24 protein-coding genes are annotated in these 22,951 nt (G+C 64.1%); 16 read left to right on the top strand and 8 right to left on the bottom strand.

The features are described 5' to 3' along the window. Positions 1–59 precede the first annotated feature (59 nt). Entirely contained in the window at positions 60–1,343 is a 1,284-nt protein-coding gene (locus AB8717_RS08590) for a NupC/NupG family nucleoside CNT transporter (RefSeq protein WP_443750612.1), read from the bottom strand. A 238-nt stretch (positions 1,344–1,581) separates the two neighbouring features. On the opposite strand from AB8717_RS08590, the gene AB8717_RS08585 reads away from it, so the two are divergent. Further along, complete coding sequence (locus tag AB8717_RS08585) at positions 1,582–2,274, top strand: response regulator (protein WP_443750611.1); 693 nt, start codon at positions 1,582–1,584, stop codon at positions 2,272–2,274. A 5-nt stretch (positions 2,275–2,279) separates the two neighbouring features. Continuing rightward, positions 2,280–3,635, top strand: a complete 1,356-nt coding sequence (locus tag AB8717_RS08580; protein WP_443750872.1) for an ATP-binding protein — start codon at positions 2,280–2,282, stop codon at positions 3,633–3,635. A gap of 78 nt (positions 3,636–3,713) precedes the next feature. On the opposite strand, the gene proC is transcribed toward AB8717_RS08580, so the two are convergent. The 3 genes from proC to AB8717_RS08565 are packed head-to-tail and all read right to left on the bottom strand — an operon-like array spanning position 3,714 to position 5,342. Continuing rightward, entirely contained in the window at positions 3,714–4,526 is an 813-nt protein-coding gene (proC, locus tag AB8717_RS08575) for a pyrroline-5-carboxylate reductase (protein WP_443750610.1), read from the bottom strand. Then, positions 4,527–5,066 (bottom strand): YbjN domain-containing protein, encoded by a 540-nt coding sequence (locus AB8717_RS08570; RefSeq protein WP_443750609.1) that lies wholly within the window; start codon positions 5,064–5,066, stop codon positions 4,527–4,529. Positions 5,067–5,081: 15 nt separating this feature from the next. Then, entirely contained in the window at positions 5,082–5,342 is a 261-nt protein-coding gene (locus AB8717_RS08565) for an accessory factor UbiK family protein (RefSeq protein WP_443750608.1), read from the bottom strand. A gap of 175 nt (positions 5,343–5,517) precedes the next feature. On the opposite strand from AB8717_RS08565, the gene lgt reads away from it, so the two are divergent. The 12 genes from lgt (at position 5,518) to AB8717_RS08505 (ending at position 17,463) form a co-directional block, all read left to right on the top strand. Then, entirely contained in the window at positions 5,518–6,450 is a 933-nt protein-coding gene (gene lgt, locus AB8717_RS08560) for a prolipoprotein diacylglyceryl transferase (RefSeq protein WP_443750607.1), read from the top strand. Between the two features lie 16 nt (positions 6,451–6,466). Beyond that, positions 6,467–7,528 (top strand): class I SAM-dependent methyltransferase, encoded by a 1,062-nt coding sequence (locus AB8717_RS08555; protein WP_443750606.1) that lies wholly within the window; start codon positions 6,467–6,469, stop codon positions 7,526–7,528. Positions 7,529–7,706: 178 nt separating this feature from the next. Continuing rightward, positions 7,707–8,489 (top strand): peptidoglycan editing factor PgeF, encoded by a 783-nt coding sequence (gene pgeF, locus AB8717_RS08550; RefSeq protein ID WP_443750605.1) that lies wholly within the window; start codon positions 7,707–7,709, stop codon positions 8,487–8,489. Next, positions 8,486–8,848: a nuclear transport factor 2 family protein gene (locus tag AB8717_RS08545; protein ID WP_443750604.1), complete on the top strand. Its 363-nt coding sequence runs from the start codon at positions 8,486–8,488 to the stop codon at positions 8,846–8,848. The genes pgeF and AB8717_RS08545 overlap by 4 nt, the downstream gene beginning before the upstream one ends. A gap of 118 nt (positions 8,849–8,966) precedes the next feature. Next, complete coding sequence (locus AB8717_RS08540) at positions 8,967–9,902, top strand: ribose-phosphate pyrophosphokinase (RefSeq protein WP_443750603.1); 936 nt, start codon at positions 8,967–8,969, stop codon at positions 9,900–9,902. Between the two features lie 275 nt (positions 9,903–10,177). After that, the gene (locus AB8717_RS08535; protein ID WP_443750602.1) at positions 10,178–11,518 is read left to right on the top strand and encodes a hypothetical protein; all 1,341 of its coding nucleotides are present in this window, start codon (positions 10,178–10,180) and stop codon (positions 11,516–11,518) included. 178 nt (positions 11,519–11,696) lie between these two features. Next, on the top strand, positions 11,697–12,296 hold the full coding sequence (locus tag AB8717_RS08530; protein WP_443750601.1) for a 50S ribosomal protein L25/general stress protein Ctc: 600 nt from the start codon (positions 11,697–11,699) through the stop codon (positions 12,294–12,296). A gap of 110 nt (positions 12,297–12,406) precedes the next feature. Then, on the top strand, positions 12,407–13,039 hold the full coding sequence (gene pth, locus AB8717_RS08525; protein WP_443750600.1) for an aminoacyl-tRNA hydrolase: 633 nt from the start codon (positions 12,407–12,409) through the stop codon (positions 13,037–13,039). Positions 13,040–13,158: 119 nt separating this feature from the next. Next, entirely contained in the window at positions 13,159–14,490 is a 1,332-nt protein-coding gene (locus AB8717_RS08520) for a glycosyltransferase (protein ID WP_443750599.1), read from the top strand. Between the two features lie 64 nt (positions 14,491–14,554). Beyond that, positions 14,555–15,667: a redox-regulated ATPase YchF gene (gene ychF, locus AB8717_RS08515; RefSeq protein WP_443750598.1), complete on the top strand. Its 1,113-nt coding sequence runs from the start codon at positions 14,555–14,557 to the stop codon at positions 15,665–15,667. 54 nt (positions 15,668–15,721) lie between these two features. Then, positions 15,722–16,555: a hypothetical protein gene (locus tag AB8717_RS08510; RefSeq protein ID WP_443750597.1), complete on the top strand. Its 834-nt coding sequence runs from the start codon at positions 15,722–15,724 to the stop codon at positions 16,553–16,555. A gap of 86 nt (positions 16,556–16,641) precedes the next feature. Further along, a complete protein-coding gene (locus AB8717_RS08505; RefSeq protein ID WP_443750596.1) occupies positions 16,642–17,463 on the top strand; it encodes a hypothetical protein in 822 nt (273 codons plus the stop codon). 14 nt (positions 17,464–17,477) lie between these two features. Here the strand turns inward: AB8717_RS08505 and AB8717_RS08500 are convergent, their stop codons facing one another. Further along, positions 17,478–18,320: an oxidoreductase gene (locus AB8717_RS08500; RefSeq protein WP_443750595.1), complete on the bottom strand. Its 843-nt coding sequence runs from the start codon at positions 18,318–18,320 to the stop codon at positions 17,478–17,480. Between the two features lie 100 nt (positions 18,321–18,420). Here AB8717_RS08500 and AB8717_RS08495 point away from each other — a divergent pair, with 100 nt between their 5' ends. Further along, positions 18,421–19,305 carry a LysR family transcriptional regulator gene (locus tag AB8717_RS08495; protein WP_443750594.1) on the top strand — a complete coding sequence of 295 codons (885 nt, stop codon included), beginning with the start codon at positions 18,421–18,423 and terminating at the stop codon, positions 19,303–19,305. 49 nt (positions 19,306–19,354) lie between these two features. On the opposite strand, the gene AB8717_RS08490 is transcribed toward AB8717_RS08495, so the two are convergent. From AB8717_RS08490 to petA, 3 genes are read right to left on the bottom strand one after another with little or no spacing between them, the layout of a single operon-like run. Next, positions 19,355–20,221: a cytochrome c1 gene (locus AB8717_RS08490; RefSeq protein WP_443750593.1), complete on the bottom strand. Its 867-nt coding sequence runs from the start codon at positions 20,219–20,221 to the stop codon at positions 19,355–19,357. Between the two features lie 17 nt (positions 20,222–20,238). After that, the gene (locus tag AB8717_RS08485) at positions 20,239–21,540 is read right to left on the bottom strand and encodes a cytochrome b (protein WP_443750592.1); all 1,302 of its coding nucleotides are present in this window, start codon (positions 21,538–21,540) and stop codon (positions 20,239–20,241) included. A 5-nt stretch (positions 21,541–21,545) separates the two neighbouring features. Continuing rightward, positions 21,546–22,094: a ubiquinol-cytochrome c reductase iron-sulfur subunit gene (gene petA, locus AB8717_RS08480; RefSeq protein WP_443750591.1), complete on the bottom strand. Its 549-nt coding sequence runs from the start codon at positions 22,092–22,094 to the stop codon at positions 21,546–21,548. Between the two features lie 377 nt (positions 22,095–22,471). Between petA and AB8717_RS08475 the strand changes: the two genes are divergently transcribed. Then, complete coding sequence (locus tag AB8717_RS08475; protein ID WP_443750590.1) at positions 22,472–22,945, top strand: tRNA (cytidine(34)-2'-O)-methyltransferase; 474 nt, start codon at positions 22,472–22,474, stop codon at positions 22,943–22,945. Positions 22,946–22,951 lie beyond the last annotated feature (6 nt).

The raw sequence follows: 22,951 nt of genomic DNA, 5'->3' as shown, positions 1-22,951 counted from the left end.
TCTGTGCAATCTGTGCAATCTGTGGATCACTTAAGACCCGCGGACACACGCACCAATACCTACAACCCATACACCGCGTTTGGCAGCGCACCGACGACGGCAGCCGACAGGCAGGTCGCCAGGAAGCCCGCGAACAGCGCCTTCCAGATCAGGCTCAGGATTTCCGGCCGGCGCGATGGCATAAGCGCGCTGAAGCCCGCCACCGAAATGCCGACCGAGCCGATATTGGCGAAGCCGCAGGTCGCATAGGTCAGGATAATACGCGTGCGCGGCGTCATCTCGGCCACCGGAATCGCCGCCAGCTTCAGGAAGGCGACGAACTCAGTCAGCACCATCTTGACGCCCAGGATCCAGCCGCCCGTCTGCGCTTCCTGCCACGGAATGCCGATCAGCCAGGCCAGCGGAGTGAAAAGGAAGCCGAGAATCCGCTCGATCGTCAGGGGCTGACCGCCGACGACGAAGCCCCCGATGCACATATTGACCAGAGCCACCAGCGACACCATGACGACCAGGATGGCGGCGATGTTCATGACGACCATCATGCCGTCGGCCGTGCCCTTGGAAATGGCGTCGATGGCGCTGTTGTATTTCAGCGTGCTGGAATAATCGACCTTCTCGTGCTGGCGCTCGGCCAGCTCCGGCACCATGATCCGCGCCAGCAGGACGCCTGCCGGCGCCGACACGATGGCCGCCGCCAGGATATGGCCGGCCGCGTTCGGCAGCACATCGTGCAGGATCAGCACATAGGCCACCATGGTCGAGCCGGCGACATTGGCCATGCCGACCACCATCATGATGAACAGTTCCGACCGCGTCAGCTTGTCGAGATAGGCGCGGATGATGATCAGGCTTTCGACATTGCCGACGAAGATATTCGACGCCACGCCGAGCGCTGAGGCGCCGCCCAGCCCGATGGCGCGTTCGAAGATGACGCCGAAGAAGCGGATGATGAGTTTGAGAATGCCTACGTGCCACAGCAGCGCGGAAAGCGCCGCGATCACCAGGATCAGCGGCAGGACGCGCAGCGCGAAGACGAACAGGGCGCCCTGGTTCACCACCGCATAGGGCTGGTCGCCCCCGCCCATATAGCCGAAGACGAACTGCATGCCGTGGCTGGTGGCGTCCGACAGAGCCTGCATGCCGTTGCCGATGCCGTTGAGCACCACATGCGACTGCGGGAATGCGAACAGGATCAGGATCAGCACGACCTGGGTGGCGACGGCGCCTATGGCCAGGAAGACGGGAAACCGCTTCTTGTTCTCCGACAACAGCCAGCAGGCCGCCAGGATGACGGCGATGCCCAGCAGGCTTTGCAGGTTTTCCGGACCATAGTGGAAGTTCATGTACGCGCCCCGTTTTTGACCGGCGCCACTATCCGTAGCAGCTGAAACCAATGCAAGGCTTAATTTACCGGGACATGCGAAAGGGACAGAAGTGTTGCCCCGTTCGCCTCACCCGCGCCCAATTTTGACGCCATGCGGTGAATGGGAGATTGCTTGTGACAAGCGCGACATCCCGAACTAGAGTACCTGTTTGAGTCTATTGCGAGTCCGCTCGCGCCGGCCCCTTGAAGAAGACACCATGACAGCCGCCACCGATGTCACCGCCCGGCACCTGCTCGTCGTCGACGACGACGACCGCATCCGCACCCTGCTCAAGGAATTCCTGTCGCGTCAGGGCTTCCGCGTCACGGCCGCGGCCCATGCCGACGCCGCCAAGCGCATGCTGCAGCTGCTCGACTTCGACCTGTTGATCCTCGACGTCATGATGCCGGGTGAAGACGGCTTCTCGCTGTCGAAATGGGTGCGCAGCAATTCCAACGTGCCGATCATGATCCTGACGGCGCGCGGCCTGGCCGACGACCGCATCATGGGCCTGACCATCGGCGCCGACGACTACCTGTCGAAGCCCTTCGAGCCGCAGGAACTGCTGCTGCGCGTCGAAGCGATCCTGCGCCGGACGGGCACCAAACCCGCCCTGCCCAAGGCCATCGCCATGGGCAACTTCTCGTTCGACCTCGAACGCGGCGAGCTGACCAAGTCCGGCGCGCCTGTGCGCCTGACCGAGGCTGAGGCCCAGTTGCTGAAATACCTGGCGGAGCGCGCCAACATCCCCGTCGACCGCATGGACCTGGCCAAGGACAGCGTCGACACGACCGGCCGCGCCGTCGACGTCCAGGTCACGCGCCTGCGCCGCAAGATCGAGACGGACCCGAAGAACCCGCGTTACCTGCAAACCGTGCGCGGCAAGGGCTATATGCTGGCGCCCGACTGATGGGTCTGAAACTGCCACGGCTGAAATTCTGGCCGGCCATTATCCAGCGCCGCCTGCCGCGCTCGCTGATGGGCCGTGTCCTGCTGATCATCGTGGCTCCCATCGTGATCATGCAGCTTATCGTCACCTGGGTCTTCTTCGACATGCACTGGGAGACGGTGACCGCCAAGCTGTCGGAAGGCATGGCCGGCGATGTGGCCTGGGCGGTCAGCACCTACGAGACCGATCCCTCCGACGCCAATCTCGAGCGCATCACCGAACAGGCCAAGCCGATGGGGCTGACGATTTCGCTGCTCAAGGGCGTCGACCTGCCGGAAAACCGCCGCCCATCCCTGTTCGTGCCGCTCGACCGGGCACTCAACCACGCGCTCGACAACGCGCTGGACGAGCCCTACTGGTTCGACACCACGCGCTATCCCGGCTTTCTCGATATCCGCGTCAAGGTCAGGCAGGGCCTGCTGCGCATCTTCGTGCCGAAGGACCGGGGCTTTGTCACGACCGGCCACATCTTCTTCTTCTGGATCATCATCGCGACCGCGGTCCTGACGACCATCGCCATGCTGTTCATCCGCAACCAGGTCCGCGCCATCGAGCGGCTGGCCGATGCCGCCGAACGCTTCGGCCGCGGCGAGGACGATCCCGGCTTCAAGCCCTATGGCGCGACCGAGGTTCGGGCCGCGGCCCGCGCTTTCCTTGAGATGAAGTCTCGCATCCAGCGCCAGATCGAGCAGCGCACCACCCTGCTCGCCTCCGTCAGCCACGACCTGCGCACGCCCCTGACACGGCTGAAGCTCGAGCTGGCCATGGCGGCGCAGGATACCGCCACCGAGCGCATGAAGCAGGACGTGTCGGAAATGGCCTATATGATCGACGAATACCTGGCCTTCGCGCGCGGCGAGGCCGGTGAGGATACCGACACGGTCTTCGTCGGCGACCTGATCGAGTCCTTACGCGAAGGCACGGCCCGCACGGGGCATACGCTGGCGGTCGAGCTGCCGTCCGAGACGATCAGTGTGCGCGTGCGCCGGCTGTCGATCGAGCGGGCCATGACCAACCTGATCATGAACGGCTTTCACTACGGCAAGACGGTGCGGCTGAGCGCAGTGATCGTCGGCCGCGAGGTCAATCTCAATATCGACGATGACGGTCCGGGCATCGCGCCGGAAAAGCGCGAGGAGGCCTTCAAGCCGTTCTCGCGGCTGGATGAGGCGCGCAACCAGAACATCAAGGGCGTGGGCCTGGGCCTGGCGATCGCCCGCGACATCGTGCGCGGGCACGGGGGAAACCTGACGCTGGACCAGAGCCCGATGGGGGGACTGAGAGCGACGATTACCCTGCCGGTGGAACAGGTCGATTCTTGAATTTAGGAATCGTTTTCTATTCGAGAATTTGCAAATAATCAGAACCTCCCCCGAATCAGGGAAGGCTCGGGACCTTCTCTACCCCAGCTCTTTCGCGCGCTGATGCGCGGCCTGGACGGCCGCCAGGACCAGCTCGTCCAGCCCCTCGCCCGGCTTGCACAGGACCTTCAAAGCCGCCTCGGTCGTGCCGCCCGGCGACGCCACCTTGCGGATCAGTTCATCCGGCTCCTCGCCCGTGGCATCCAGCAACCGTGCCGCCGACACCAGCGTCCCGCGCGCCAGGTCGCGCGCATGGCTCGATGACAGCCCCGCTTCCTTGCCGGCCTTTTCAAGCGCGCGCACGAAGGCATAGACATAGGCCGGGCCCGAGCCCGACACCGCCGTCGCCGAATCCACCTGGTCCTCGCTCTTCAGCAGGACCGTCGCCGCCATCGGTTCGAACAGGCCGCGCGCCGCGGCCAACGCTTCCGGTTTGTCGGAATAGATCGACGCCACGCCACGGCCCGTGGCTACGCCCGTCGTCGGCATGACACGCGCCACCGCATGGCCGCTGAACCCCTGGCTCAGCACCCTGGCCTGCACGCCCGCCATCACCGACACGATGACCGTGTCGGGCGACAGGTTGCCGTTGAGGATCTGCGCCACGGCATGCCAGCCCTGCGGCTTGACCGCCAGGATGACCGTCTTCGCCTTGTGCCATTCGTCGGGTTGCGGATTGAGCTGCGCCCCGTCCCTGGCCCAGTCCTGGGCGGTCTCGCCCGGCATCAGGTCCAGGATCATCAGGTCGGACGGCAGGACATGGCCGCGAATGCGGAAGCCCTTGAGCATGGATGAACCCAGGGCGCCGGCGCCGATGAGCAGGATCGGCTTGGGCAGGACGGCTTCGGACACTTAGGCTTCTCCGCGGGTCTCGAACAGGCAGGCCGCGAAGGCGTCCTGCGCTGAAATCGCGCCCTTGAACCAGAAGTCGAAGGCCGGAAAGAACCGGTCAACCGCTTCTGCGGCGCTGTTGATCATATGGGCGGACGACGCCACGGAGCCGCGGTCCTGCGGCATGACGGCGACCGTGTGACGAAAGACGATGTCATAGCCGCCGTCGCGGACCTCGACATCGCGAAAGACTTCGAAGTGGCCGAACCAGACGTGCTGGTTGACCACGGCCAGCAGCTCGTAGAGCCCCGGCAGGCGGTCCTTGGTCAGGGTCATGCCCGTGCCCTGCTCGACGTTAAGCGCGCAGCACAGCTGAAGGCATTCGCCTTCGGGCCGCCAGGAAAACCACATTTCGTAAGTGCGCCAGTCGCCCGACAGGGCGAAACCGAGGTCGCCCTCGGGCGTGCGTTCGAATTCAAGGCCTTCTTCGGTCAGGATCGATTCCACCATGTCGAGCGGGTCGAAGGTGGCATCGCTGTCGTAAACCTCAGAGGTGTTCATATAAAATCTCTTATTTCAAATCCCGGCCGCCGGGTCTGCCGGCTTCGTCCTTGCCGCCTTCGCGCTCTTCAGCGCGGCGACGTCCTCACGCAATGCGGCGATTTCCGCCTTCAGCGCATCGATTTCGTCGCGGCGCACAAGATCCATGTCGGCCACGAAGCGGTCGGCCTGGCTGCGCATCGCCGCCTTGGCTTCTTCGCCCGCCGCCTGCGCCAGGCTCATCGCCGAGGAGGTGAGCTTTGCCATCTCGTCGAGGAAAGGGTTCTGGCTTTGCATGGGAATAAGGTCCTCAAACTAAGGGCGTGACGCGATATCTGTCATCAATATAGGCGATATCGCGCCCGCAACAAAGTTTTTCCATGATTCTCGTAAATCCTGCCGCTGTTTTGTCGCGACGAAGCAGATTGAAGTTGATAAATGAGCGCGACGCCCATGGGGAGACATGCCAATCATGACGCTGCGCCTGCCTGATATCGATCCGGTTCTGATCCACCTGGGCCCCGTCGCCATCCGCTGGTACGCTCTCGCCTATGTCGCCGGGATCGTGCTCGGCTGGCTCTATGCCGGACGCCTTCTTAAGCGCGCCGACCTGTGGCCCGACCACAAGCCGCCGCTGAGCGCCGACCAGCTCGACGACCTGATCCTGTGGCTGACCGGCGGCGTGATCCTGGGCGGCCGCATCGGCTATATCCTGGCCTATGACGCCTCGATCATCTGGCACCATCCGCTCGACGTGTTCAAGGTCTGGGAAGGCGGCATGTCATTCCACGGAGGCTTCACCGGCGTGCTGCTGGCGGCGGTCCTGTGGTGCCGCAGGAACAATTTCGGCTTCAGGCAGGCCCTGAGCCTGGGCGACCTGCTGGCCACCGTCGCGCCGATGGGCCTGCTGTTCGGACGCCTGGCCAACTTCGTCAATGGCGAGCTGTGGGGCCGGGCAACCAGCCTGCCGTGGGGCATGGTCTTCTGCAACAAGTACATCAAGGATCAGTACCACGGCGTATGCCCGGCGAATTTCAACGGCACGACATGGGTCGATATTCCCCGCCACCCCAGCCAGCTCTACGAAGCCTTCGGCGAAGGCCTGCTGATGCTGGCCCTGCTGTGGTTCCTCGGCCAGCGCCTGCACAAGCTGCAGCGCCCCGGCCTGATCATGGGCATCTTCATTACCGGCTACGGCATTATCCGTATCCTGGTCGAAACCGTGCGCAATCCCGACGAACAGATGTGGGGCTTCTTCAAGAATGTCGTCACCATGGGGCAGTTGCTGTCCCTGCCGATGGTGATCGGCGGCGCCTGGCTGATCTGGCGCGCGCTGAAGCCCGACGCCCTGCCGCCCGCGCCCGCCGTGCCGGAACCGGCCAATACCAAGACGCCCGCGGCTTGATTGGGGGCGGCCTGACTTGCGCCTGCGCGAACGACTGATCGAGCAGATCGTGCTCGAAGGCCCGATGAGCGTGGCCGACTATGTGTCGCGCTGCCTGCTCGATCCGATCGACGGCTATTACACCAAGCATGTCGCGTTCGGCGAAACCGGCGACTTCATCACCGCGCCCATGGTGTCGCAGGCCTTCGGCGAAATGATCGGCGTCTGGGCGGCGGAGACCTGGACCGCCATGGGCCGGCCCGCGCCGTTCCGCCTGGCCGAGATCGGCCCGGGCGACGGCACGTTGATGAGCGATATCCTGCGCGTGGTGGCACGCGTGCCGGGGATGCGCATGGCGATGCAGCTTGTGCTGATCGAGCCTTCGCCCGCCTTGCGGACCATCCAGGCCGCCCGCTTCCCCGACGCGCGTTTCGCAACGGCCCTGGACGATGGTGACGCCCCGCTGATCGTCATCGGCAACGAGGTCCTGGATTGCCTGCCGGCCAATCAATATGTGCGCGGCGAGACCGGGTGGCACGAATGCCTGGTGGGGCTTTCGGAGGGCAAGCTGGCCTTCGGCCTCAGCGCCGAGGTGGCGGAGCATCTGGCGCCCCTGCCCGGCCAGCTCGGCGACTTCCGCGAATACAGCCCCGCCCAGCGCCGATTTGCCGCCATGCTGGCCGCGCATATAAAGACAAACGGCGGCGCGGCCCTGCTGATCGACTATGGCCGCGACGTGCCGGGCCCGGGCAACACGCTTCAGGCGCTCCACCGCCACCGGAAGTACGATCCGCTCGATGCCCCCGGCGAACACGACCTGACGCAATGGGCCGATTTTCCGGCGGTGGCGGATGCCGCCCGCGCCGAGGGCGTCGCCGTCAGCCGCATAGCCACACAGGCGGAATTCCTGAAAGCCATGGGCATCGACGCCCGTTTTGCCGACCTGGCCGCCAGGCACCCCGACAAGGCCGAAAAGCTGCAACGCCAGTACCACCGCCTGATGGACAGCGACGAAATGGGCGCGCTTTTCAAGGTCGTCGCCTTCACGTCCGACGGCGTGCCGATGATCGGGCTTGAAGCGGACACAACAGCGGATTAGACCGCAGGAAGATACCCCTCCACCGCTTCGCGGTGAGCGCAGCCGACGTATAGCGTCGGCAAGCGCAAGTCCCCATCGATGATGGGGAGGAGCGTTCGCGCAGATTTCTCCTCCCTACGCGAAGCGTGGGGAGGGGGACCGCGAAGCGGTGGAGAGGTCCCTTTCCAGAGGCACCGACATGTCCCCCCTGCCCCCGCGCATTCTCCACCCGATGCTCGACCTGCCCACCATTCAGCACGGTTTTTTCACGCGCCAGGGCGGCGTGTCGCACTTCCCGTATGAAAGCCTGAATGTCGGCCTGGGCTCGAAAGACCAGCCGGAAGCGATCCGCGAAAACCGGCGCCGCGTGGCCGCTGCGTTCGATCAACCGGAAGAGCGCCTGCTCAGCCTCTACCAGATCCATTCCGCCACCGCGTTCGACGTCTCCGGCCCGTGGGAGACCGACACTCGGCCGGAGGCCGACGGCCTGGTCACCACCGTGCCCGGCCTGATCCTGTCGGCCCTGTCGGCCGACTGCGCGCCGCTTTTGTTCGCCGACCCGCAGGCCGGCGTCATCGGATCGTGCCACGCGGGCTGGAAGGGCGCGCTCTACGGCGTCATCGAAAACACGATCGCGCTGATGAAAACGAAGGGCGCATCCCCCGACCGCATCCGCTGCGTCGTCGGGCCCTGTATCGCCCAGGCCTCGTACGAGGTCGGCGCCGACTATGCCGAGACCTTCGCTACTGCCGATCCCGACAGCCCGGCCTTCTTTATCCCCGGCGCCAGCCCCGGCAAGCGCATGTTCGACCTGCCCGGCTATTGCCTGATGCGGCTGAAGCGCGCCGGCGTCGACCAGTGCGCCGCCACCGGCCACGACACCCGCGCCGATGCCCAGCTCTTCTTCTCCAACCGCCGCGCCTTCCTCAATGGCGAGCCGGACTATGGCCGCCTCATCGCCTGCATCATGTTGCGGCCATGACGCCCGCCGGCGTCGTCGAGGCGCAGCTAAACGCCTATAATGCGAAGGATATCGACGCCTTCATGCAATGCTGGGCGGACGATGCGCGCTTCTACGCCCATCCCGACACCCTGCTGTGCGAAGGCCACGCGGCTATCCGCGCCCGCCATGTCGAGCGCTTCGACGAACCCGACCTCCACGCCCGGCTGATCGACCGCCAGGCGATCGGCGAGACCGTCATCGACCGCGAGCGCGTCACCCGCACCTTTCCGCAGGGCCGGGGCGAAATCGACGTCGTCGCCATCTATGAGGTGAAGGACGGAAAGATTGCCCGCGCCTGGTTCATCAGCGGCCAGCCAGAGTTTCAAAATCGGCGATAATCGTCACATAATTTTACGGTTTTGCGACGAATTGGTCTTGTGGACACAGCAGCCCCTGCTAAAAGCCCGCGTGAAAACCGCACCCCCAATCGGCTCCATGTCCCCAAATAGGTCTCCCATGAAACTGCTTGCCGCCAACTCCAACCGGACCCTGGCCCAGGCCATCGGCGACTACCTGGACATTCCGCTGACCAAGGCGCGCGTGCAGCGCTTCCTCGACAACGAAATCTTCGTCACCATCGATGAAAACGTGCGCGGCGAAGACGTGTTCGTCATCCAGTCGACCAGCTATCCGGCCAACGACAACCTGATGGAACTGCTGATCTGCATCGACGCCCTGACCCGCGCTTCGGCCAAGCGCATCACCGCCGTCATCCCCTATTTCGGCTATGCCCGCCAGGACCGCAAGACCGGCGGCCGCACGCCGATCTCGGCCAAGCTGGTGGCCAACCTCGTTACCCGCGCCGGCGCCCACCGCGTCCTGACCATGGACCTGCACGCCGGCCAGATCCAGGGCTTCTTCGATATCCCGACCGACAACCTGGTCGCCATTCCGTTCATGGCCAAGGACATCAAGGCCAACTATCCCGATCCGCACGAACTGATGATCGTGTCGCCGGACGTCGGCGGCGTCGTGCGCGCCCGCGCGCTGGCCGACCGCCTCAATGTCGACCTGGCCATCGTCGACAAGCGCCGCCCGCGTCCGGGTGAATCCGAAGTCATGAACATCATCGGCGACGTCACCGGCCGCCGCTGCATCCTGTTCGACGATATCGTCGATTCCGCCGGCACCCTTTGCCACGCCGCCAAGGCCTTGATGGACCGCGGCGCCAAAGCGGTATCAGCCTATGTCAGCCACGGCGTCCTGTCGGGCCCGGCGCTCGGCCGCGTGGCGGACTCGGTGCTCAGCGAACTGGTCATCACGGATTCGATCGAAGCCACCGAAGCCATCCGCGCCAACGCCAAGATCCGCATTGTCGGCGTGGCGCCGCTGATCGGCGAAGCCATCCGCCGCATCGCCAACGAAGAGTCGGTCTCCAAGCTGTTTGATTAAGCGATCAAGTCTTTTTGATCCCGCGCGTTCACTTCATTGATTGACGCCTTTCCGGCGTTTACCTAATCGATTCCCTTATCCGGAGCCGGGACGCTGCCGGGCTACGAAAGTGCCTTATTTTCGGCGTTTTCGTAGGGCTTCCCTGTGGGCAGCAAATCGTCCCCACAAGAGACGTATCCAAAATAACGCCGGCCATTGTCGCCGCGCCTTTACAATTCATGCCCATAACGGGCACAAATCCACATCCCGATCCTTTCGCTTCCAAGGAGTTGCGTATGAAGTTGTCAGTTTCCAAGGGGCATGCCTACAGGTTCATGGCGTGCAGCCTTTTTGCCCTTGGTTTGACGCTGGCCGGCTGCGCCACCGACGCGCCGCCGCCCGCACCGCCCCCTCCGCCGCCGCCCGCGCCCGCCGGTCCTCCGGTCGCGCTCAGCTCTCAGATCTCGGACGCCGCCGCGACCTACGTCGCCTATGTCGAACAGGCCCGCAAGCTGCCGGCCAACTTCGCCGACGGCGCTTCGGTCCAGGCCGAGCTCCAGACCGGTGAATCGTATGAGCCGACCCAGCTGGCGCGCGGCGCCGTCGCCTATGGCGCCATCGTCGCCATGCAGGAGCCGTCCTTCCGCAGCGCCCTTCGCGCCTACGCCGCCGATCCGGCGACGCGCGCCGACATGGTCCAGAAGCTGCTGAGCAACCCCAGCTACGCCGCCGGCCTGCCGTCGGCCAATATCGCCGCCCGCCGCGTCATCCTGGCCCTGTCGACCGACGGACAGTCGATCTACAAGGCCGGCGCCGCGGTCAAGCAATCGGCCTACGACATCCAGCGTCAGGCCTGGTCCAAGGAATTCATCAACGGCCGCGACGAGCGCCTGGCCTTGGCCAAGCAGAACTCGGTCACGCTGAAAAGCGTCGAATCGGACCAGAGCGCCAAGCTGCTGGCCGCCGCCCTGACCGGTGAGGGCCTCGTGACGCGCGCCCGCACGGGTGAAGCCACCGGCGACGCCGCGGTCGGCGGCAGCCCCCTGCCCGCCGGCACCAATGCCAGCACCACGGCGCCTTCGACCGATCCGGCGCCCGCCGCCGCTTCGGCAAATCCGGCCGCTGCCCAGGTCGACGATCCCAACGCCAATTTCGGCCGTCCGGACCTGTTCGACCAGCCCTATACCCAGACGGTCAACCGCGCGCTGACCATCGCGGCCGTCGCCATCCTGGGCGAAGGTGGCGACAACAACGCGCCGAACCTGGTGGCCCTGCTCGACGAAGGCGACGGCGCCAAGTGCCTGAGCATGAGCAAACTGAACCTCTATCAGTGCCTGGCCGTGGCCAAGCCGCACTATGAGGACGTCTTCTGCCTGGGCCAGCACGTGCTGATGGATACCGGCCAGTGCCTGGGCAAGATGTCGAGCAATGCGCTCAGCTTCGATCCCGTCCGCAAGATCGGCTTCAACGACGACGGCTCGATCGCCCACGCCGACGCCCAGCCCTACCTGCAGCCCGAGCCCACGGTGAAGTGCCGGAAGGGCAAGAAGTGCAAGGCCGCGCCGTCCGGTGCCAAGGCCGCGACCACCAAGTCCGCCACGACCAAGAGCACGTCGAAAAAGAAGAAAAAGGGCTGATCTTCCCTTTGATTTCGATAAATACGCCGGGGTTGCCCCCCGGCGTATTTTTTATTGGGAATTGGCGCTTGCAGGCGGTTGCGTCCCTGAACGGAGTCGTGTATGTCCCGCGCTCTTGAAATTTTCGCGCTGCGCCCAAGCGGCCGCGGCGCTGTTTTCTGTTTGAGGATGAAGGCTCATGGCCGAGATTGTTCTGGACGTCGAAGTGCGTGAACGCACCGGTACCGGCGGCGCCCGCGAAGTTCGCAATGCCGGCAAGCTGCCGGGTATCCTGTACGGTGGCAACCTGGGCCCCGTGCCGATCGCCGTCAGCCTGAATGAATTCAAGAAGGCCCTGTACACGGGCAAGCTGGCTGGCCACCTGGTCACGCTGAAGCACGGCACCGAAACCCAGAAGGTCATCGCCAAGGCGATCGACTTCCACCCGGTCACCGACGTGCCCGTGCACTTCGACCTGCTGCGCGTCGACGAGCATGCCAAGATCCGCATCGCGGTTCCCGTGCACTTCAAGAACCACGAAGCCTCGCCCGGCCTGAAGAAGGGCGGCGCGCTCAACGTTTCGATCCACGAGCTGGAAATCCTGGTTCCCGCCGATCACATTCCGGAAGACATCATCATCGACCTGACCGGCTATGAAATCGGCCAGAGCGTCCACATTTCGGACCTCAAGCTGCCGTCGGACGTCGCTCCCGTTCTCAAGGGCGAAGTCGTCGTCGCTTCGGTCCGCTCGTCGGGCGCCAGCCAGTCGGAAGACGCCGCCGCGGCTTCGGAAGGCTAAGGCCACGGAGAGGCCCTTTTCGCCTCTTCACAGATTACACGATAAAAAGACTCGTCCTCTGGATGGGTCTTTTTTATTAGGTCACGGGTCAACTTTCGCCGGAGCGCTTCATGCACCTCATCGTCGGCCTCGGCAATCCCGGGGCGCAATACGCGAAAAACCGGCATAATATCGGCTTCATGATGGTCGACGCCCTGATCGCGTCGGGCAGCTTCGGCCCTGAAAAAAAGGCCTTCGACGGCTTCGTCTCCGAAGGCCTGATCGACACGCCCAAGGGCAAGGAAAAGGTCCTGGCGCTGAAGCCCCAGACCTATATGAACAATTCGGGGCTTAGCGTCGCCAAGGCCCTGCAATTCTACAAGCTCAAGCCCGAACAGATCACCGTCTTCCACGACGAACTGGACCTGGCGCCCGGCCGCCTGCGCATGAAGATGGGCGGCGGTCATGCCGGCCATAACGGCCTGCGCTCGATCATGGCGCATATCGGTCCGAACTTCATGCGCGGCCGGATGGGAATCGGCCACCCGGGCGCCAAGGAACTGGTGCTGACCTGGGTATTGGCCGACTTCGCGAAAAGCGATCAAACCTGGGTCGAATCCCTCGACGACGCTTGCGTTCGCGCCCTTCCCATGCTCTTTTCCGGCGCGCCGGACGCGGCAGACCGCTACCAGGCGGAAGTCATGCGCCTGGCCCCCGCCCCCAAGTTCGATGCGCGCCAGCTGGCTGCGCAAAAGCCGCAGTAATGTTACTTTTTATGGTAACGAAAGGCCTAAGTGTGAAAGTCGGGATTGATTTTGGTCGCTATTTCGCCCCATTGTCGTGCGAGCGCATAAGCGTTCGGGGTAATTTCAGGGCTTAATCAGTGGCACACGGGACTCTGTCAGACGAAAGACGGACAGACAACGGCGCGCAGCCCTTACCGGCGCAGCGCAAGGTCGTTTTGGCGACCCATGGGTCGTTGGGGGATCTGCATCCCTTCATCGCGCTGGGCCGCGCCCTGGCCGACAAGGGCTGCGAAGTCAGCCTCGCCTCGCACCCCGACTACCGCCCCAAGGTCGAAACCGCGGGCCTTAACTTTATTCCCTACGGCATCAGCCGCGACGACTATGTCCAGACCCTGCGCCTGCGCCCGGCCGAGATCGTCAAGCGCATCTCGTCGGACCACGGCTTCCTGATCCGCCGCCTGATCGCCCCCTATCTGGAACGGTCGATTCGCGACATCCAGGCCGCCGTCAGCGACTGCGACATCGTACTGGGCTCACCCTTCGCCTACGGCGCCCATATCGCCGCCAGCCTGGCCGGCAAGCCCTTCACCACCGTGGCGTTACAGCCGACCGTCATGATGTCGCGCTACGACCCGCCCAAGATCAAGCAGGCCCCCTTCATCCTGTCACCGCAATCGAAACTGGCCGCCGCCTACAATCGATTGATCATGAAGACCGGCGAAAAGTTCATGGCCGCCAGCCATATCGAGGTCATGGCCATCTATCGCCGCTATGGTCTGAACCCGACGATCGGCCTGGGCGGGATCGTTTCGGACCACCAGACGATCGCCTTCTATTCCAAGGTCCTGCAGGACCTGCAACCGGACTTCCCGGCCAATACCGAAATCGTCGGTTTCCCCTTCCACGACAGCGAGTCCGGCACGACGCCGACCCTGCCGGCCAAGCTTCAAACCTTCCTCGACACCGGTCCCGCGCCGCTGGTCTTCAGCCTGGGCACCTGGGTCGTCTATGGCGGCGAAGTCTTCTATCGCCGTGCCGTCGATGTCGCCAAGGCGCTGGGCGAGCGCTGCGTCATCCTGGTCGGTGGTGAAAGCCCGCTGCTCAACGAGGATTTCGGGCCGGACGTCTGCGTCGTCGCCTATGCACCGCACTCCCTGCTCTTCCCGCGCTGCAAGGCCGTGATCCACCACGGCGGCATCGGCTCGACCGCCCAGGCCCTGCGTTCAGGCCGCCCGCAGCTCGTCACGCCGGTGTTCGGCGACCAGTTCGACAATGCCTTCCGCATCGCCAAGTCGGGCGCCAGCCTGACGCTGAACTACGACAAGTGGCGCAAGAGCGCCGCCGTCCGCCAGATCCGCGACCTGCTGGCCAATCCGGCGATCGCCGCCCAGGCCGCAGCCTGCGCCGTGATGATCGCGGCCGAAGACGGTGCCCGCCGCGCCGCCGACGTGGTGCTGAATTCCATATAAGTCGCTGGTGATTGGCGCCGAAATGCTCTAGGGAAGCGGCCATATTCGTTTCCCGAGACCCATAATGGCCCTTAAAGTCGCTATCGTCGGGCTGCCGAACGTCGGCAAGTCGACCCTGTTCAACGCCCTGACCCAGACGGCCGCCGCCCAGGCCGCCAACTATCCCTTCTGCACCATCGAGCCCAATACCGGCGATGTCGCGGTGCCCGAGCCGCGCCTGAACGTGCTGGCCGAAATCGCAGGCTCGAAGGAAATCATCCCGGCGCGCATCAACTTCGTCGATATCGCCGGCCTGGTGCGCGGCGCGTCGAAGGGCGAAGGCCTGGGCAACCAGTTCCTGGCCAATATCCGCGACTGCGACGCCATCACCTATGTGGCGCGCTGCTTCGTCGACACCGACATCACGCACGTCGAAGGCCGCATCGATCCGATCAGCGACCTCGAGATCATCGAAACCGAACTGATGCTGGCCGACCTCGAAAGCCTCGAAAAGCGCCTGCCGCAGCTGGAAAAGCGCGCCAAGACCGGCGGCGACAAGGAAGCGGCCATCACCGTGTCGCTGATCAATGCGGCGCTGGGTTACCTGCGCGAAGGCCGCCCCGCCCGCCTGGCCGTCGAAAACGGCAAGGTCAGCAAGGAAGACATGAAGGCCTGGGCCATGCTCCAGTTGCTGACCTCCAAGCCCGCCCTCTATGTATGCAACGTCGAGGAAGGCGCTGCCGACAAGGGCAACGACCTGTCGGCCAAGGTCGCCGAACGCGCAAAAGCCGACCACGCCAACAGCGTCGTCATCTCGGCGCAGATCGAATCCGAAATCGCCATGCTCGACGCCGAAGAGCGCCAGGAGTTCCTGGAAACGCTCGGCCTCGAAGAGCCGGGCCTGAACCGCCTGATCCGCGAGGCCTACAAGCTGCTCGGCCTTCAGTCCTACTTTACCGTGGGTCCGAAAGAAGCCCGCGCCTGGACGATCCCCGTCGGCTGTACGGCGCCCCAGGCCGCCGGCGTCATCCATACGGATTTCGAAAAGGGCTTCATCCGCGCCGAAACCATCGCCTATGCCGACTACGTGCAGTTCAAAGGCGAAGCCGGGGCGCGCGATGCGGGCAAGTTCCGCCAGGAAGGCAAGGAGTACGTCGTCAAGGACGGCGACGTCATGAACTTCCGCTTCAACGTGTAATTGACCGATCCCCTTCCACGCCGTAATCTGCTTACGGTCTGGAGGGGGAAATCCATGCACATACGCCTTATCGCGTTGACGGCTGCGGTCGTCATGGTTTCGGGATGCGACCGGCTGCCGGCACCGCCCGTACAGTCAGTTTCCGCGACCGCACCGACCTGGCCGAACCTCGACCATCGCCTGCCGACGACTTATCGCCATGCGACCGATCTCAATGAAGGCGAGACCGAGCGGCTGGCGGCGCATCCGGAATTGGCGGTGCGGTCCGGTCTGACGCTCAAGATTTTCCATAACGGCAAGCTGATTCGGACCCTGAAAGGGACGGATTGCGACAAGGATCCCGAGAACTGCGACGCCTTCACCTTCATCGGCGCGGTGGCGCTGATGTCGCCTGTAACGCACAGGATGGAGCCCTACGCCCAGGTCGCCGAAGGCTTTTACGAAGGGGCTGCCCGATACTTCATTCCGCTCGAAAGCGGCAAATCCGTCGATACGGATCACGAGGCCAGCGGCTCCCCCGACGGCCACTGGCTGGCTTCGGGCAGCGACGGCATCGACGACCAGGGCGAAACCCTGGGCAATCTGATGATCCGCGACATGGCGGCCAAGCACCCCGATATCATTTTCGATCCATCATGCATGCCCAACCAGTGGACGGGCCCGAACCAGTTCACCGCCCTGTGCGAACGCACCACCATCACCGGCGATCTGTGGTTCGAAGCCCAGGCCGCCCTGGACGCCAAGGGACAGTGGACGCTGACCACCACGCGGATCCTGGCCTATCAGCCCTTCGGCAAGACCAATACGCCGGTCGATCCGCACCAGGTTTATGTGGGAACGCCGTTCACGCCGTCCCCGCAATCCCCGCAGACCGGCGGATCAGACTGAGGCCGTCATGAACCTCCGCTTCAAGGTCCAGGTTGACCCACCTCGCTCCGGATCGTAACGTGGTTACGGTCTGGAGGGGGAAGTCCATGCATATACGCCTTATTGCGCTGATGGCCGCGGCCGTCGCGGTTTCGGGATGCGACCGGCTGGCCGTCGGGCATTCACAGCCGGCGGAAAACGCGTCTGTTTCCACTTCGGCCACGAATTCGTCGGCAGCCTGGCCCGATTACCAAAATGCGCTGCCCACCAATTATCGAACATCGTTTGCGGGCGGTAACCCGAAAGCCGAAGAGTTGGCGGCGTACCCGGAGCTGGCGAAGCGCGATGGCGCCAAGCTCAAGATTTTTCATAACGGCAAGCTGATTACGACTCTGACCAGTTGCGGGAAGATTGCGACGGCGGGCTGCCATAATTTCGCGTTCGTGGGCCCCGTTGCCCTGATCTCGCCGTCGACGCACAAGATGGAAGCCTACGCTCAAATCGTCGAGTTGCATGACGAGACCTACGGCTATTTCATTCCGCTGGAAAACGGCAAGCCCATCCGGACGAATGGTGAAGCCTCGGGCTCTCCGGACGGGCATTGGCTGGCTTCCGGCGGTGAAGGGGTCGACGAGTTGAACACCAACCAGAACTTGACGATCCGGGATATGACCGGCCAAAAGCCGGAGATCGTCTTCGAACCGTCCTGCATGCCCAATCAATGGACCGGCCCTGCGCAATTCACCGCCTTGTGCGAGACCCTGGATGATGCCGGAGAGGTAAAATTCGAAGCCCTGGCAGCGCTGGACGCCACAGGCCAATGGACTCTCGTTACCACGCGCATCCTGGCCTACTCGCCGGAGCAGAAGCCTGCCCCGGCGCCTGATGGGCACCGGGTCTTCAAAGGCAAGCCACGAGGCGCCGGCTGACCGCCGGCCCTGCCTTAGGCTGTCTCGGCCTCAAACACCGCGCCGCGCGATACGGCCTCCCAGTCCTTCAGGTCCTTGAGCACGGCTTCGGCGTGCGCCCGGATGCCGTCGAGCGAATCGTTGCCCAGCGCCAGGCGCAGCGGCGGATTGTCCGACACGATCGCCTGGAAGACGGCACGGGCGGCCTTTACGGGGTCGCCGGGCTGGGTGGCGTCCATGCCATGGGCGAAGGCGCGCGTCGGCCCGACGCTGTCGTCGTAGGCGTCGATAACCGGCATGTGACGGAGTGCGCCGCCGGCGGCGAAGTCGGTACGGAAGGCGCCGGGCTCGACGATCATCACCTTGATGCCAAAGCCCCTGACCTCGTCGGCCAGGGCTTCGCTCAGCCCTTCGAGGGCGAACTTGGTCGCCGAATAGGCCGAGAAACCGGCGAACGACAGTTGGCCGCCCATCGACGAGATATTGACGATCATTCCCGAACGCTGGGCGCGCATGACCGGCAGGACAGCCCGCGTCGTCTCGACCGCGCCGAACAGGTTGGTACGGAAGACCGCCTGCCATTCCTCGGCCGGCGTTTCTTCCAGCGCGCCGACAAGGCCGTAGCCCGCATTGTTGATCAGCACGTCGATCCGGCCGAAACGCCTTATCGCCGCTTCGACAGCGGACGCGATCATGTCGGGCCGGTCGACATCGACACTCAGCGGCAGCACGCGATCCGGCGCCTGCGCGGCCAGCGCCTGGAGCCGGTCCAGGCGGCGCGCGGTGGCGACGACGTTGTAGCCGAGACGCAAGGCTTCTTCGGCAAAGTGGCGGCCGAACCCCGCCGAGGCGCCGGTGATGAAAACTGTCCTGGTCATGATGGTCTCTCCTGTCCTTGAGAACGAGACCATGATGCCGCTGCTGGCATTGAATGAAAATCCGTTTCATTGCGCATGAATTATGCGATATGATTGCATAATGGATCGCAATCTCCTGCCGCACCTGCCCGTGATTTCCGCCGTGGCACGCCATGCCAGCTTTGCCCGCGCCGCTTCGGAATTGCAGATGAGCCCCTCCGCCGTAAGCCACGCCGTGCGCGTGGTCGAGACGCACCTGGGGCAGCCTATCTTCGTGCGGACCACGCGCAGCGTGCGCCTGACCGACGCCGGGCGCGACCTGCTGGACGCTGTCCTGCCGGGCTTGAGGTACCTGTCGGAAGTCTCCGAGCGTTTGCGCGCCGATCGTGGGCGCGTGACGGGCACCTTGCGGCTCAATGTACCGCGTGTCGCCCTGCCCCACCTGACGCCATTGCTGGTGCGCACGGCCGAAGCCCATCCGGAGTTGACGGTCGAGATCATTGCCGACGAAGCCCTGGCCGATATTGTCGGCCAGGGCTTCGACGCCGGCATCCGGCTCGGCAATATGATTGCCCAGGACATGGTGGCGGTGCGCCTGACGCCGCCGATGAAGGCCATCATGGTGGCGGCGCCCGCCTATATCGGGCGCAAAGGCCTGCCGCAGACCCTGGCCGATCTGCAAAAGCACGCCTGCATCGGCTATCGCCAGCTCGCGTCCGGCGGCATCTACGAATGGGACCTCGCTGACCGGGGCCATGACGTGTCGGTGCGCGTCTCAGGCCCGGTCCGCATCACCGACGGGCTCTATGCCCGCGAACTGGCCCTGGCGGGGATGGGCATCGCCTACGTCTTCGACTTCCAGGTCAGCGATGATATCGCCGCCGGCCGACTGGTCCAGATCCTGCCCGAGACCGCGATCGAGGAACCGGGTTTCTTTCTCTACTTCCCCGAACGCCAGCGCCATGCACCGAAACTGCGCGCCCTGCTCGACCTGATCCACGTATGAAAAAGCCCGCCGTTTCCGGCGGGCTTCCAATTTTCAGCGAACGGAAAGCTTAGTGCTTTCCTTTCCAGACCTGGCGGTAGGCAATGTAGGTCACGCCGGCCATCAGCAGCAGATAGATGATCACGGCAAAGCCGGTCTGCTTGCGCTCGACGGCGTGCGGGTCGGACGCCCACTCAAGGAAGGTCGCCACGTCGGCGGCTTCGTTGTCCAGCGTCGACTTGCGGCCGTCGTCGAACGTCACGCGGCCGTCCGCCAGCGGGGGCGGCATGGCCAGGACGCCGCCCGGCGGCACGTCCTTCGGGTCGCCCTTCCACTGGGTGGCCAGCGAGCCGTGGACGTAGGGGTTGTAGTGCTGGGTGTCGGCGACCGTCAGACCGGCCGGCGGCGCGCGGAAGCCCGTCAGGATCGAATAAATATAGCGGGCGCCGCCTTCACGGGCCTTGGCCATGACCGACAGGTCGGGGGGCAAGGCTCCGCCGTTCGAAGCCTTGGCGGCTTCGTCATTCTTGAACGGCGACACGAAGCGGTCCGACGGCGTGCCCTTGCGGGTCGTCTCGTCGCCCGTGTCGGGGTCGATCGTCGGAATGTCGTATTCCGACGCGATCTGCTTCACGATCGGGTTGTCGTTCGGGTTCTTGTACTTCTCGTCGTAGAAGGGACCGTCCTTCTGCGCCAGGTTACGGAACGACAGCAGCTTCATCGAGTGACAGGCCGAACAGACTTCGCGGTAGACCTTGTAACCGCGTTGCAGCTGGGCCTGGTCGAAGGTGCCGAACGGCCCTTCGAACGAGAAGCCTTCCTTGGGAGCTTCCGGCTCCTTGAAGTTTTCCGCCGCGATCGAGTGCGGCGCGGCCATCAGGGACACCGCGAGGACGGCGCCCGAGAGGGCCTTTAAGCTTTTGGTCAAGATGGACATTATGCTCCTCCCCCTTCTTAGTGCTTTTGACCGGCCAGCACGGCTTCGGAGATCGAGGCCGGCAGGGGCAGAGGATCTTCCTTGAGGCCGATCCAGGGCATGATGATGAGGAAGAAGGCGAAATAATAGGCCGTCAGGATCTGCGACAGCAGCACGACCGACAGGCCGATCGGGTTGTTGTGGCTGTCCGTGCCCATCGAGAACACCATGTCCGTCGGAAGCTTGCCACCACACCAGCCGAGCGCGACGCAGGTGATGACGAACAGCACGAAGAACCAGCGCATGACCGGGCGGTAGCGCATCGAGCGCACCTTCGACGTGTCGAGCCAGGGCAGCAGGAAGATGACCGCGATGGCCGCGAACATCAGCACGACGCCGATCAGCTTGGACGGGATCGGGCCGATGTCGAACACCATGCTGCGCAGGATGGCGTAGAAGGGCAGCATGTACCATTCGGGCACGATGTGGTTCGGCGTCTGCAGCGGGTTGGCCGGCACGTAGTTGTCGGCGTGGCCCAGAGCATCCGGCGCGAAGAAGACGAAGACCGCGAACATGATCAGGAACAGGATCATGGCGAAGCCGTCCTTGATCGTGGCGTACGGCGTGAACGGAACCGTGTCTTCCTTGGACTTGATCTCGACGCCGGTCGGGTTGTTCTGGCCGGTGACGTGCAGCGCCCAGACGTGCAGGACGGTGACGCCGGCAATGACGAACGGCAGCAGGTAGTGCAGCGAGAAGAAGCGGTTCAGCGTCGGCTGGTCGACCGAGAAGCCGCCTTGCAGCCAGGTCAGGATCGACGGGCCGACCACGGGGATCGCGCCGATCAGGTTGGTGATGACGACGGCGCCGTAGTAGGACATCTGGCCCCACGGCAGGACGTAGCCCATGAAGGCGGTGGCGATCATCAGGAAGTAGATGACGCAGCCCAGGAGCCACAACACTTCGCGCGGCGCCTTGTACGAGCCGTAGTAGAGACCGCGGAACATGTGGATGTAGACCGCGAAGAAGAACATCGACGCGCCGTTGGCGTGCGCGTAGCGGATCAGCCAGCCGTAGTTGACGTCGCGCATGATGCGCTCGACGCTGTTGAAGGCCAGGTCCGCGCTGGCCACGTAGTGCATGGCCAGGATGACGCCGGTGATGATCTGGATGCCGAGGCACAGCGACAGGATGCCGCCGAAGGTCCACCAGTAGTTCAGGTTCTTTGGCGTCGGATAGTCGACGAAGCTGTCATAGCCGAGGCGGATGATGGGCAGGCGCGCGTCCAGCCACTTTTCGATGCCCGTCTTGGGCTCATAGGTCGATTTATGGTCGCTCATCGCTGTCAGCCCACCTTGATCTTGGTGTCGGAGAGGAAGGTGTAGTCCGGAACCTCGAGGTTCTTGGGCGCCGGTCCCTGGCGGATGCGGCCGGACGTGTCGTACTGCGAGCCGTGGCACGGGCAGAACCAGCCGCCGTAGTCACCGGCGCCGAAGTTCGGCACGCAGCCCAGATGGGTGCAGACGCCGACCAGGATGAGATATTGCTCGTGGCCCTTCTTGACGCGGTCGGCGTCGGGCTGCGGGTCGCGGAAGGTCTTCCAGTCCGCGTCCTGGGCTTCCTTGATTTCCTTGGGCGTGCGGTAGCGGACGAACAGGGGCTTGCCGCGCCACTTGACGACGACCTGCTGGCCTTCGGCGACCTTGCCGAGATCGTATTCGATGGACGCGAGCGCCAGCGTGTCGGCGGCCGGATTCATCTGCCCGATCAGGGGGATGGCCGCCATCGCAGCCGCACCGGCGGCACCTGCCGCGGCCGCGATATAGATAAAGTCGCGCCGGTTGGGGTCCTTGTGATCCCCGATCGACGCGTGATTCTGCCCAGGTTCGCTCACCTTGCCACCTCTTCGTTACCTCTCGCGCCCTGCCGCCCCTTGCGGGTCGTCCGCGCCACGCCACTTATTTGAGTCGTTGTCGCGTTCGGCAGGATGCCGAAGCTACATAGACGAATTTTTAAAAAGCTCAAACGCTTCCCGTGACGCAATTCGCCGTTGCGGGCAAGGCCCGGCGCGAATTGCCGCAGGGATGCGCGGCCTGCGTAGATAACGTCGTCTATAAACACAATTATGCCGCATGTCCAAACGCCGTTTTGCCGTTTTTCGCGCATGTCCGCTTTGGCGGTAAAAGACAGGCGCCGGCGGCACTTTCGGCTGGACGGAGAACGGTATTTTTTGGCAAGTGCGCCGAATCACTGCCTTGCGGAGTAAGCCTCATGCGCCTTGCGCTCTATCAGCCGGACATCCCGCAGAATCTCGGGGCTTCCATCCGCCTTTGCGCCGCGTTCGAGACCGATCTCGACATTATCGAGCCCTGCGGCTTCCCGCTGAGCGACAAGGCGATCCGCCGCGCCGCCATGGATTACGGCCAGTGCGCCAAAGTGTCGCACCACTCCGGATGGGAGGCTTTTCTCGATTTCCGGCGCGATGTCCTGGGCGCCGAAGCCCGGCTGATTCTGTTCACGACCAAGGGCGCGGTCCCGATGACAGACTTCGTTTTCCGCCCCGGCGACATCCTGCTGATGGGCCGTGAAAGCGCGGGCGTGCCAGACGACGTGCACGACGCCGCCGACGCCCGCGTCTTCATTCCGATTAGTCGCGCCGCACGCTCGATCAACGTGGTGACGGCCGCCGCCATCGGCCTGGCCGAAGCCCTGCGGCAAACGAACAGCTTTCCGGTTCGCGACTGACAGGAT

Source organism: Asticcacaulis solisilvae, from assembly GCF_052327315.1.
Classification (GTDB): Bacteria; Pseudomonadota; Alphaproteobacteria; order Caulobacterales; family Caulobacteraceae; genus Asticcacaulis; species Asticcacaulis solisilvae_B.
Note: the sequence above shows the minus strand (reverse complement) of the source record. Positions and strands in the feature narration are given on the sequence as shown.